11 protein-coding genes are annotated in these 11,981 nt (G+C 70.5%); 3 read left to right on the top strand and 8 right to left on the bottom strand.

All coding sequences use genetic code 11. The annotated features are described in order from the left end of the window. Window positions 1–71 precede the first annotated feature (71 nt). The 4 genes from flgG to flgB all read right to left on the bottom strand — a co-directional run bounded on the left by flgG (window position 72) and on the right by flgB (window position 2,118). Complete coding sequence (gene flgG / locus ASF53_RS03685) at window positions 72–860, bottom strand: flagellar basal-body rod protein FlgG (protein WP_056194038.1); 789 nt, start codon at window positions 858–860, stop codon at window positions 72–74. Between the two features lie 88 nt (window positions 861–948). Beyond that, entirely contained in the window at window positions 949–1,302 is a 354-nt protein-coding gene (gene fliE, locus ASF53_RS03680; RefSeq protein ID WP_056194035.1) for a flagellar hook-basal body complex protein FliE, read from the bottom strand. A 13-nt stretch (window positions 1,303–1,315) separates the two neighbouring features. Beyond that, the gene (gene flgC / locus ASF53_RS03675) at window positions 1,316–1,729 is read right to left on the bottom strand and encodes a flagellar basal body rod protein FlgC (RefSeq protein ID WP_200943163.1); all 414 of its coding nucleotides are present in this window, start codon (window positions 1,727–1,729) and stop codon (window positions 1,316–1,318) included. Then, window positions 1,729–2,118, bottom strand: a complete 390-nt coding sequence (gene flgB, locus ASF53_RS03670; RefSeq protein ID WP_056194028.1) for a flagellar basal body rod protein FlgB — start codon at window positions 2,116–2,118, stop codon at window positions 1,729–1,731. Before flgB ends, flgC begins: the two co-directional genes overlap by 1 nt. Before the next feature lie 157 nt (window positions 2,119–2,275). Between flgB and ASF53_RS03665 the strand changes: the two genes are divergently transcribed. Continuing rightward, entirely contained in the window at window positions 2,276–4,936 is a 2,661-nt protein-coding gene (locus tag ASF53_RS03665) for a heparinase II/III domain-containing protein (RefSeq protein WP_056194026.1), read from the top strand. Window positions 4,937–4,976: 40 nt separating this feature from the next. Here ASF53_RS03665 and ASF53_RS03660 read toward each other — a convergent pair whose 3' ends face one another. Then, window positions 4,977–5,351: a hypothetical protein gene (locus ASF53_RS03660; protein ID WP_003602026.1), complete on the bottom strand. Its 375-nt coding sequence runs from the start codon at window positions 5,349–5,351 to the stop codon at window positions 4,977–4,979. 150 nt (window positions 5,352–5,501) lie between these two features. Further along, window positions 5,502–6,752, bottom strand: a complete 1,251-nt coding sequence (gene carA, locus ASF53_RS03655) for a glutamine-hydrolyzing carbamoyl-phosphate synthase small subunit (protein WP_056194023.1) — start codon at window positions 6,750–6,752, stop codon at window positions 5,502–5,504. A 190-nt stretch (window positions 6,753–6,942) separates the two neighbouring features. Here carA and ASF53_RS03650 point away from each other — a divergent pair, with 190 nt between their 5' ends. Further along, window positions 6,943–7,401 carry a GatB/YqeY domain-containing protein gene (locus ASF53_RS03650; RefSeq protein WP_056194020.1) on the top strand — a complete coding sequence of 153 codons (459 nt, stop codon included), beginning with the start codon at window positions 6,943–6,945 and terminating at the stop codon, window positions 7,399–7,401. A gap of 195 nt (window positions 7,402–7,596) precedes the next feature. On the opposite strand, the gene ASF53_RS03645 is transcribed toward ASF53_RS03650, so the two are convergent. Continuing rightward, entirely contained in the window at window positions 7,597–8,763 is a 1,167-nt protein-coding gene (locus ASF53_RS03645; protein WP_056194017.1) for an L-dopachrome tautomerase-related protein, read from the bottom strand. Continuing rightward, window positions 8,760–9,740, bottom strand: coding sequence for an SMP-30/gluconolactonase/LRE family protein (locus tag ASF53_RS03640; protein WP_056194014.1), 981 nt, complete (start codon window positions 9,738–9,740; stop codon window positions 8,760–8,762). The genes ASF53_RS03645 and ASF53_RS03640 overlap by 4 nt, the downstream gene beginning before the upstream one ends. A 133-nt stretch (window positions 9,741–9,873) precedes the next feature. Between ASF53_RS03640 and dnaG the strand changes: the two genes are divergently transcribed. After that, window positions 9,874–11,799 (top strand): DNA primase, encoded by a 1,926-nt coding sequence (gene dnaG, locus ASF53_RS03635; protein ID WP_056194012.1) that lies wholly within the window; start codon window positions 9,874–9,876, stop codon window positions 11,797–11,799. Window positions 11,800–11,981: the final 182 nt, after the last annotated feature.

The raw sequence follows: 11,981 nt of genomic DNA, 5'->3' as shown, positions 1-11,981 counted from the left end.
TCGCGCCGAAGGGGGAGGGGAAGACGCGCAAGGGGATGCGCGAAGGGACGCGGACGCGGACACCGCGCGTGTCAGCGGATGCCCTTGGAGACCGTTCCGGCCATCTCGTCGGCGGCCTGGATCACCTTCGAGTTCATTTCGAAGGCGCGCTGGGCCGTGATGAGGCTGGTGATCTCCTTCACCGGATCGACGTTCGACCCTTCGAGATAGCCCTGCTGCAGCTTGCCGTAGCTCACGTCGCCGGGATTGCCGACCACGGGTGCGCCGGAGGCCGGGGTCTCGCGATAGAGGCCGTTACCGAGCGGTTCGAGGCCGGAATCATTGGCGAAGTTGGCGAGCGTCAACTGGCCGACATTCTGCAGCGCGACCTGCCCATCGATCTTGGCGAAGACCTGACCGGATTCGTTGATCGTCACCTGCGCGGTGTTCTGCGGGATCAGGATCGCCGGATCGACGGCGTAGCCTTCCATGGTCACGAGCTGGCCGGCGTTGTTCTTGTTGAACGAGCCGGCGCGGGTGTAGTTGATCTCGCCCGCCGGGCTGGTGATCTGGAAGTAGCCGCGCCCGTTCACCGCCAGATCGAGCTGGTTGCCGGTATTGGCGAGCGACCCCTGCCGGTGCAGGTTGCGGATCGCCGCGGCGCGGACGCCGAGGCCCAGCATCGCGCCCTCCGGCACCGCCTCCTGGCCCGCTTGGTTCGGCACGCCCTGCTGCCGCTCGGCTTGGTAAAGCAGATCGGTGAACTCGGCCCGCGCGCCCTTGAACCCGGTGGTGTTCAGGTTGGCGATGTTGTTGGCGATGACTTCGAGGTTGAGCTGCTGGGCGGACATGCCCGTGGCGGCGATGGCGAGCGCGCGCATGGCGAGGGATCCTTCGGGCTAGCGCGCTCCGCCGTCGGGGATGCCGGTTCGGCGGGAGAGCGCGTTGAAACGGAAGCGGCTCGGCCGATCAGATCGGCATGCGGCTGAGTTCGAGGTAGGCGGCGACCACCTTGTCGCGGATCGCCACCACGGTCTGGAGGCTCTGCTCGGCGGACATCACCGCCTCGACCACCTGCTGGGCAGTGGCCTTGCCCTGGATGCCGGAGATCGCCGTGGCCTCGCCCGTACGCAGCGCGTCGCGGGCGCTGGACGCGACCTGGGCCATCACCTCACCGAAATCGGTGGGCGCCGTCGGCGCGGTCCCGGCGATGCCGGAGATTGCGGCCGGGCTGAACACGGCCTTCTGGGTCGGCGCGGCCCCGGCGAAGGAGGTGCCGGCGACCTTGTCGAAGGCGGCGAGCGAGTTGAGGGCTTCGATCATCGCGGACGGCTCTTCAGGACTTCAGGAGATCGATGACGCTGGCGACCATGGCCCGGGCCTGTTTGATGACCTGGAGGTTCGCCTCGTAGGAGCGGTTGGCCTCGCGCATGTCGGCCATCTCGACGAGCATGTTCACGTTGGGCAGCTTGACGTTGCCGTTCGCGTCGGCCGCCGGGTTGGCGGGGTCGTGCTCGGTGCGGAACGGCGCGTTGTCGGTGCCGATCTCGCGCAGGCGCACTGAGGCCGCGCCCGCCGCCCGGTCGAGTTCGGCCCGGAACGTCACCGTCTTGCGGGCATAGGGGTCGGCGCCGGGCGTCGCGCCGGTCGATTGCGCGTTGGCGAGGTTCTCGGAGACTACCCGCATGCGCAGCGATTGCGCTTCGAGGCCGGCGCTGGCGAGCCGCGAGGCGGAGAGCAGGGGGTCGATCATGATCCGCTCCGCACGGCGGCCATCAGCATGCGGTGGAACGACTTCACCACCGCCGTGTCGAGGTTGTGCTGGCGCGAGACGTCGCTCGCCTTGAGCATCTCCTGCTCCAGGCTCACCGCGCTCGACGATTGCAGCACTTCCCAGGTCTCGGAGGGCTTGGCCTCGCGCACGGGGATGCCGGTGCCTGGCGTTGCCAGGTGGCTCGTGGCGGTCGAGGCCATGTCGAGCCCCGTCTTGGCCAGAACCTGGGCGAACGGCATCACGTCCCGCGCCTTGTAGCCGGGGGTGTTCGCGTTCGCGACGTTCCCGGCAATGGTGGCCTGCCGCGTCGCGAGGAAACGCGCGTGCTGCGAGGCGAGGTCGAACAGGTAGACGCCCGTCGTCATGGCAACGCCCCCATTTCAAGGGCTCCTCAAGAAGCGCGGGACGCGGGTGCACCCGGATGGTGAAGCCTGCGTCTGGTGGGAGGTTTAGGTAGGCAATCTTGCACGAGGCTGGCTCGCGCCTTGACACGGCCGTTCCCCGAGGTAGCGCCTGCGGGGGATGGACCAGATCGATGAGCGGGCCGCTGCGGCCGTCTCCGACGGCGAGGGCGCAGCGTCCCGGCTGCCGGCCGCGTCACGCTATGCCGGGGGCGCCGGGCCGGGCGGGCGCGAGGGGCTGCACCGCATCGCGCCCAACAACCGCTTCGCGCGGGTGGGCTTGAGCTTTGCCGACCTGACGCCCGGCAGCTGGGCCTGCCTGCGATTCGGGCTCGCCTTCGATGCGGACGAGGCGGCGGCCCTGGCCGTCGATGCCGCCGTGGCCGGGTTCGACTTCCTGGCGGCGGACGGTTCCAGCCTCGATCTCGACCACGTGCCGGGGCTGGCTCGCAGCCTGCTCGATCCGCATGTCGCCTGGATTCCGGGGCCGGCGCTTCTCGGTGCGGAGCCGTTCCGCATCGCCTTCCGCGTGCCCGATCAGGCGAGCGGCGTCAGCGTCACCCTGCGCTCCTGGCGCAACACCCGCGACGTCACCGTGGCCGACCCTGTGCTGCGCGTTGGCGAGGCCGACCCGGCACCGGCGCCGCGTCGGCGTCCGCTATCCGGCGAGGGGCTGCATTTCGACTACGCGCTGGCCGAGGAGGTCGCCCTGGTGCTGCGCGGCCAGATCTACGCCGCGCGAGCCGACGAGCACGCCGCGCGGGTGCGGCTCGTCTACCGGGACGCGGCAGGCGCGGAGATCGCGCCGCCCTACGCCAACGCCGTCTCCGTGCCGGGCCTCGGTGCGGTCATCAACCTCTCGGCCCAGCCGCAGGCCCGCCGCTTCACCCTGACCTTACGCCCGCCGCCCGGCGCCGCCGCGGTCGCCCTCGATTTCGGCGTGTGGGAGGATGCGCCAAAAGCCTCGGAGATCGAGCTGATCGGCCTGCCCGAACTTGCGCTCGAAGACGATTTCCGCCTCGAAAGCCTCTGCGACGACGACGTCCTCGATGCCCCGGCCTTCCTCGCCCGCCTCGCCGACCGGCTCGGCCTGCCCGAAGGCGTGCCGGTGTCCTGGCGGGCGGGCTCCGATACGGGCGCTGCACCGATCCTCGCCCAGGCCCGCGAGCGGCGCAGTGGGCCGGATCGGACGGCGCGGATCGAGGGGGAGAGCGTCGTCCTGGCTCTGGCCGGCCTGCCCGATTGGACGTTGCCGGACGCGCCGGACTGGCGCGAGGACCCGTTCCGCTCCGTGGCGTGGCGCCTCGCCTATCAATCGCTGGCATGGCTGCTGCCGCTCGCAAGCCTTCCGGACGGCGCGGCCCGCGCCCGGACGATCGCCGCCGCGTGGTCGCGGGCGAATCCGTGGGGACAGCCGGCGGACGGCCTGAGCCTGCACCCGGCGGCTTTGGCGCCCCGCGGCGACGTGCTGGCGGGCCTGCTCGCGGGCGGCGACGAGCCGACCCGAACCGAAATTGCCGCAGAGGCCGCCCGGCAGGGCTTCGCGCTCGCCGAGATCGTCGGGCAGAACACTCTGGCGCGGGCTCTGCACGGCATCCAGGCAGCGGCGGCCCTCCTTGCCGTGGCGCGGGCGCTGCTCGGCTTCGCCTTCGCCCCGCACTGGAATTCCCTGGCGCGCGACAGCCTCACCCATGGCTTCGATGCGTTGTTGTCGGAGGCCGGCGAATTCACCGATGCGGCCCCGGTGCGGCGTCTCGATCTCCTGAGCCACGGACAGGCGATCGCCGACGCGCTCGGCGAGACCGAGCCCGGCCCGACGATCCGCCGCCGCGTCGAGGCGGCTTTGCCGGGTCTTGCCGGGCTGATCGATCGCGGCGGGCGGCTGCCGCCCTTCGGCGACGCGCCCGCGGGCCTCGACCATGCCGCCTGGATCGCCCGGCTCTCCGCGCGGGGGCCTTCTCAAGGCTACGACCTCGTCGCCGAGCGTGACGCGACCCCCGTTCCCGAGGGTCGCACCGCCAGCATGCTGGCGCTCCGCCACGACGGGATGGAGCAGGGCTGGGGTCATTTCGCCCTCACCCATGCCGCGCAATCACCGCACGGGCATCGCGACTGCACCTCCTTCACCTTCGCCACCGGCTCGCGGCGCTGGATCGTCGAGGGCGGCGGCGCCGAGGGGGTCGAGGTCGGCCCGGCGCGCCACTACCTGCTTTCGCCCCGTGCCCACAACGTCGCCATCCCCGATGGGTGCGAGCCGGTCGCCGGTTCGGCGACGCTGACCGCCCGTCTCACGCTCGATGGGGCTCAGGCCCTGACGCTCGCCACCACCGTGCACGGGCCCGACTACGCCCATGCGCGCCTGTTCCTCGTGCTCGACGATCTCAGCGGGATGGCGGTGATCGACCGATTTGCGCGGGTGGGTCCGTCGCTGTCGTTCGAGGGGCTGTTGCATCTGCCCCCCGACACTCTCGTCGCGCTGTCCAGCCCCCGTCGGGCGCTCGCCCAGCAGGAGGGGCGGCGGCTCGAATTCTTCGCGATTCCGCTGAGGGGGCAGGCGGCCGGCTTGGAGGTCGCCATCGGCCGCAGCGACCGGCCGCACGCGATGCAGGGGTTTTGCGCGACGGGATCGGGCGGGCTGAGGCCGGCGCCGGTGCTGCGCTACGCGTTCACCGGCCGCGACACGGTCTGCGGCGGTGTCGTCATCGCCACGGATGCGGAAGCCGAGCAGCGGCTGATGCGGTTGCTCGCCGACGGCGCGGTGCGGCAATGGGTGGAAGCGTAAGCGCCGGCGGGAAGCGCCGGCACTCGGGAGTTGCCGAGGTTCAGAACCCGGCGCCGATGACAGCGACGGCCCGGTCGATCGACAGGTAGAACACGCCGAAGGCCACCATCGCCGCAGCAGCGAATTCGAGGGTCTGGTTCGGCAGGGTCTGGAACCGGCGCATGGTCTCGCGGCCGAAATAGGCCGACGCCCAGGCCAGCGTCAGGACGGCCGGCATCACGAACAGGTAGGAGAGCGTGCTCTCGATCCGCATCGGATCGGTCGGGTCGATCAGCGCGCGGATGTTGCGCACCCACGGCGCGGAGACGGCCGCGTAGAGTGTCGTCAGCCAAGCCAGCCCGACCGCCACGCCGAGGTGGAAGGTGAACAGGCGATGCAGGCGCGAGAAGTCGTCGCGCGCGTCGTCGAGCGTCATGCGGCAAGCCCCCAAACGATCCGGCCGCTGATTCTTGTGCGATCCGGCCACGGGTCAGGAGATGGGGGGCAAGGTGGAGTTTTTTGTGACGCGGGGACGGCGGCGTTTGGGCCGCCGTCCCACGAGAGTCACAAGGGGCTCTCTTTGGCCTCAGACGGCCGTCTCGGGCCGGTTCTCGCGCATCAGCTTCACGAAGCGCTCGAACAGGTAGTGGCTGTCACGGGGGCCCGGAGAGGCCTCCGGATGGTGCTGCACCGAGAAGGCCGGGCGGTCGGTGAGCGAGAGGCCGCAATTCGAGCCGTCGAACAGCGAGACGTGGGTCTCGACCGCGGTCTCGGGCAGGCTCTTGGGATCGACCGCGAAGCCGTGGTTCATCGAGACGATCTCGACCTTGCCGGTGGTGTGGTCCTTCACCGGATGGTTCGCGCCGTGATGGCCCTGGCCCATCTTCACCGTGCGCCCGCCGAGGGCGAGGCCCATGAGCTGGTGGCCGAGGCAGATGCCGAAGGTCGGCACCCGCGCGTCGAGCAGCTTGCGGATCACCGGCACGGCATATTCGCCGGTCGCGGCCGGGTCGCCGGGGCCGTTGGAGAGGAACACGCCATCCGGCTTCAGCGCCATGATGTCCTCCGCCTTGGTCGTGGCAGGCACCACGGTGACGTCGCAGCCGGCTTCCGCCAGCAGGCGCAGGATGTTGCGCTTCACGCCGTAATCGATGGCCACGACCTTGAGGCCCTGGCCCGGTGCGCGCGTGCCGTAGCCGCCCTTCACCGCCCAGACGGTCTCGGTCCAGGCCGAGGTCTCGCGCGAAGTCACCGGCGGCACGAGGTCGAGGCCCTCCATCGGCGCGAGCGCGGCCGCGCGGGCCTTCAGCGCCTCGCGGTCGAACTGGCCTTCGGGATCGTTGGCGATCACGGCGTTGGGCATGCCGCGGTCGCGGATCAGCGCGGTCAGCGCCCGCGTGTCGATCCCGGTGATGCCGACGATGCCGCGGGCCTTGAGCCAGCCGTCGAGATGCGAGGACGAGCGCCAGTTCGAGGGCTTGGTGACCGCCGAGGCGATCACCGCGCCGCGCACGCCGGAGGCCGGCGCCGCCTCGAGGCTTTCCAGGTCCTCGTCGTTGGTGCCGACATTGCCGATATGCGGGAAGGTGAAGGTGACGATCTGCCCGGCATAGGACGGGTCGGTCAGGATCTCCTGATAGCCCGTCATCGCCGTGTTGAAGCAGACCTCGCCGTCGGCCGCACCGGTCTGGCCGATGCCGAAGCCTTCGAGCACGGTGCCGTCCGCCAGCACCAGCAGGGCCGTCACAAGCGGCTCGCTCCAGGGCTCGGGCGCCTTGGGTTCCGGGGGCGTGCGCGCGGGATCGGCACGCAGGGTCGCGGGTTCGTCTTGCAGCATGGGTCCGATCCGGCTTATGTCCGCCGCCTCGCGCGGCCGCTCATTCGGGCCGCGGGGCAAGGCGATATCTCTGCGGGGCTCATAGCGAGCCGGCCGCGCCTGGGTCAATCTGGGCGCGGAAACAGCCGTGCGCAATGCCCTGGACGGATCAGACGTCCACATCGAAACACCCGACAGGAGTCATCTCATCATGCTGCGCGAGCGCATCACCGCCGAAATGAAAGCGGCCATGAAGGCCGGCGAGAAGCAGAAGCTCTCGACCGTGCGCATGATTCAGGCGGCGCTCAAGGACCGCGACATCGCCGCGCGCGGCGAGGGCAAGGGCGAGACCAGCGAGGACGACATCCTCGCCCTCCTCCAGAAGATGATCAAGCAGCGCCAGGAAGCCGCGGGCGTCTACGAGCAGGGCGGCCGGCCCGAACTCGCCGAGAGCGAGCGCGCCGAGGCCGAGATCATCCAGACCTTCCTGCCGCAGCAGCTGGACGAGGCCGAGACCCGCACGGCCATCGCCGACGCGATCGCCGAGACCGGGGCCGAGAGCCCGAAGGACATGGGCAAGGTGATCGCCGCGCTGAAAGGCAAGTATACCGGCCGCATGGATTTCGGCCGTGCGAGCGCGCTGGTGAAGGACGCCCTGGCGGGGAAGTGATTCTTTTCGTCGTTGGACGTGGCCATTCCGGCCGCGTTCTCCAACCCGCATCCTCATCCTGAGGTGCTTGCGCGAAGCGGAGGCCTCGAAGGGTGTTCCAGGGATCGCGCGGGATCTGGAAGATCCTTCGAGGCCCGCTGATGCGGGCACCTCAGGATGAGGCCGGGGTTAGGATCGACGTATTCTCAAACCACCTCACGCCGGCCCGGCATCGATCCGCATGCGGAAGATCGCGTAGGGCGGCTCCTGCCGGTCGGTGCCGCCGTTGTGCTCCGGGCGACGGTTGGCCTGGGCGGAGGACAGGTAGAGCCAGCCGTCCGCCGTGATCCAGAACGTGTCCGGCCAGATCAGGCGCGGATCGGTGGCGATGACCTCGATCCGCCCGTCCGGGTCGCGCCGACCGATGCCGTTGAATTCCTGCAGGCTGAGATAGATCCGGTCGCGCGAATCGGCGGCGAGCCCGCCGGTCAGGCCCTTCTCGCCGAGATCCGTCACCGTTTCCGCGACCGCCGCGTCGTCCTTTCCCGCATCGAGCAGGACGGCGGTCTCGACCGCGTAGAGGCGCCGGCTCATCAGCGGCGTGTAGTAGAGGCGCGCACCATCCGGGCTCAAGGCGAGGCCGTTGGCGCCGCCCTTGATCGGGCTCGTCGTGCCGTTGGCCTCCCGCTTCAACAGCACCCGGCCCTCGACGATCTTGAGGATGCCGGGCACCGATTGCGTGCTGGCATGCTCCGCGAGCCGCCGCACCGCGTGGCCGCTCGCGAGATCGACGGCGATCAATGCGCCCGCGCCGGTCTGGCCCTGGTCGGTGATGTAGGCGGCCTCGCGCCCCGGCCTCACATCGATGCGCAGATCGTTGAGCGAGGAGGTCTTCGTCACGATCGATTGCAGCGGGATCGTGCGGACGATCGCGTTCGTCGCCGGATCGATGCAGACGAGCTTGGCCGCCTCCGGCACCGGCTCACCCGACGAGGCCATCAGCCCGGCATCGAGCAGCCAGAGGCGGTTCTGCGCATCGAACACGCCGTTGGGGACGTGGAACAGCGTCTCGGCCGGCCGCGCCGGGTCGGGCCGGTTCGCCGCCGCGCTCGGATAGGGCACGACCCGCCCGTCCGGAAACACCTCGCCCGCGGTGAACACCGTCTTCGCGTCGAAGCGGGGCATGAACAGGAACATCCGGCCGTCGGCGGAGAGCGTCAGCCCGGTCGGCGTCGTCGGCGCTCGCGCGGCGACGACGAGATCCAGGGCACCGACCGGCGTGGTCGCCGCTTGAGCCTGGGCCGGCCGCGCCGCCATCGTCGGTCCGGCGGCGAGGGCCGCGGTGCCGGCGAGCAGCGTGCGGCGCGCGAGGCGGATCGTCATGGGCGGCTCCCCTCGGAAGCGATCGCGGCACCGCGCAGCTTGGTCTCGACGGCGAGCACGCGCTTGCCGGCGCAGAGGAACAGCCGCCGCCCGTCCGGCCCGCCGAAGGCGAGGTTGGCGCAGGGGCCCTCGGTTGGGATATGCCCGACCGGACGGCCATCGGCCGACCAGATCCGCACGCCGTCGCCGGTGCCGGCATAGACCCGGCCGTCGGTATCGACCTTCACCCCGTCCGGGACGCCCTTCGCCACGCGGGCGAAGACGCGCTCGTTGGAGAGCTTTCCGTCCGCGACATCGAAGGCGCGGATCTCGCTCGCCGCCGTCTCACCGGACTCGCAGACGTAGAGAATCCGCTCGTCGGGCGAGAAGGCGAGGCCGTTCGGCTGCACGAAGCTCGCGCTCGCGACCGCGAGGGTTCCGTCGGGGGCGAGGCGGAAGACGTAGCGCCCGTTCTGCTCGGAGGCGCGGGGCTTGCCCTCCTTGGGCTGATCGATCCCGAATGTCGGGTCGGTGAACCAGATCGCGCTGTCGCGGGCGACCACGACGTCGTTGGGCGCGTTGAGCCGCCCGCCCTCGTAGCGGTCGGCCAGTACGGTGATGGCGCCGTCGGTCTCCCGCCGCACGATGCGGGAGGTGCGGTGCTCGCAGGTGATGAGCCGGCCCTGCCCATCGACGGCATTGCCGTTGGCGTTGTTGGAGGGCTCGCGAAACACTTCCGCGCCACCACCCTCGCGGATCAGCATCATCCGGTTGCGGCGCACATCGCTGAAGATCAGGCCGCCGAGGGAGGGCGCCCAGACCGGCCCCTCGCACCATTCGCCCTCGTCATAGAGCGTTTCCGGGCGGGCCGAGGGATCGAGCACCGCCGAGAGATCGTCGGCGGCCCGCGCCCTGGAGGCGAGGGCGCCGAGCAGGGCGAGGCCGAGGAGCGGACGGCGGGCGATGCCGCGGCGGGTGGTCGAGGGCGATTCCGTCATCGGGCCGGCAACGCATCGCCCCGGCGAAAGCTCCCGCGACAGGCTTTAAGACTCCGGCAGGCCCACCGCGCTAGACTGCACGCCGCAAGGCCGGTCCTCAACGTCCACGCGATCCGCTTTCAGCAGAGTCACCGTGCGCTACCCGCCCCACATCCTCGAAGAGATCCGCGCCCGCGTGCCCACCTCCGAGGTGGTCGGCCGGCGCGTGCGGCTGAAGAAGGCCGGCCGCGAATGGCGCGGCCTGTCGCCGTTCAATTCGGAGAAGACGCCCTCGTTCTACGTGAACGACCAGAAGCAGTTCTACCACTGTTTCTCCTCCGGCAAGCACGGCGACATCTTCAAATTCGTCATGGAAACGGAAGGCCTCAGCTTCCCCGAGGCGGTCGAGCGGCTGGCCGGGGAGGCCGGCGTCGCCCTGCCGAAGATGACGGTGGAGAACGAGCAGGCCGAGGAGCGGCGCAAGGGCGCGCTCGAAGTCATGGAGCTGGCCGCCGTCTATTTCGAGGAGCAGTTGCGCGGGCAGGCCGGCGGAGAGGCGCGGGCCTATCTCGACCGGCGGGCCCTGGGCGAGGCGACGCGCAAGACGTTCCGGCTCGGCTATTCCCTGCCCGGTCGCTACGCCCTGCGCGACTTCCTGGCGGGCAAGGGGGTCGATCGCGACCTGATGCTGGAACTCGGGCTGCTCACCGCGCCCGAGGGGGTGAACGTTCCCTACGACAAGTTCCGCGACCGGATCATGTTTCCGATCCTCGACATCCGCGGCCGGGTCGTCGCCTTCGGCGGCCGGGCGATGCAGGCCGAGGCCAAGGCGAAGTACATGAACTCGCCGGAGACGCCGCTCTTCCACAAGGGGCGGATGCTCTACAACCTCCACGCCGCCCGCAAGTCCGCGCATGACCGGAGCCGGATCATCGCGGTGGAGGGCTATGTCGACGTCATCGCCATGACGTTGGCCGGCTACCCCGAGACGGTGGCACCGCTCGGCACCGCGCTCACCGAGGATCAACTCGCCCTGCTCTGGCGCCATGCCGACGAGCCGATCCTCTGCTTCGACGGCGACGGGGCGGGCCAGCGCGCCGCCTTCCGCGCCCTCGACGTGGCCCTGCCGATGCTGGAGCCCGGCAAATCCCTGCGCATCGCGATGCTGCCGCAGGGGCAGGACCCGGACGACCTGATGCGCTCCGGCGGCCCCTCGGCGATCGAGGCGGTGCTCTCGGCGGCGCGTCCCCTCGTCGAGATGCTGTGGGCGCGCGAGGCCGAGGCGGCGAGCCTGGAGACCCCGGAGCGGCGGGCCGGGCTCGCCCGGACCCTGCGGGAGGCGGTGGCCGGCATTCGCGACGAGACCGTGCGCCGTTTCTATCGCGACGACATCGAAGGGCGGCTGCGGGGGCTGTCCGGCGGGCCTGCTTCATTTTCCGGCGGACGCTCCGAACGCGCGGCCGGCGGCCGGCCGGCGGCCCCGCGCGGCACGCCGTTCCAGCGCCGGCCCCGCCCCGGCGATCCGCCGCCCTCGCCCCGCATCACCACGGGCTTCAACCCGCTCCTGAAGACGGCCGTGCCCGTGCCGGGGGCGGGCGGGCGCGCTGCCAAGCGCGAGGCGATGATCGTCATGAGCCTGCTCGCGCACCCAGAGCTGCTCGGCATCGAGGAGGAGGCGCTCGCGGCGCTCGAACTGGTGAATCCGGATGCCCGTGCGCTCCGCACCCTCCTGCTCGACCGGGCGGCGGAGGCCGGCACCCCGGAGACCGAGTTGATGGAGGCGCGGCTGCGTCGCGCGGGGCTCGAAGAGGCCTATGCCCGGCTGCTCGCCCTGGTCAGCTCCGGCGACCGCTGGACGCTCGATCCGAACGCCGACCCGCAGCGCCTCGAACAGACTCTGCATCAGGCCGTGATCTTGCACCGACAGACGGGCGCGCTACATAGCGAACTTCACCAAGCTGAGAGAGCTCTTGCCGAGGATGGATCCGAGGCCAATTTCGCGTGGCTATGCGACTTGCAGCAACAATTGGCAGTGATCGCAGCAGCCGAGGCGGAAGCGGAGGTCTCTCATGAGGAATGAATTCGCGCCGGCGTTACCCTAGGGTGACGGCGGCGGGGGGCCGACTTGGTTAACGGTCGGTCAACGCACGGCAAGTTAGAGCGGATGCAACAGAATCGGCGCGGGCACTCGACAAGCGCGCCATTCCACGACATTGCGACGGGTCTTTCGCGGAGCGCGGGCTCAGCCTGCGGCGCCGCCAC

Source organism: Methylobacterium sp. Leaf123 (genome assembly GCF_001423405.1).
Classification (GTDB): domain Bacteria; phylum Pseudomonadota; class Alphaproteobacteria; order Rhizobiales; family Beijerinckiaceae; genus Methylobacterium.
Note: the sequence above shows the minus strand (reverse complement) of the source record. Positions and strands in the feature narration are given on the sequence as shown.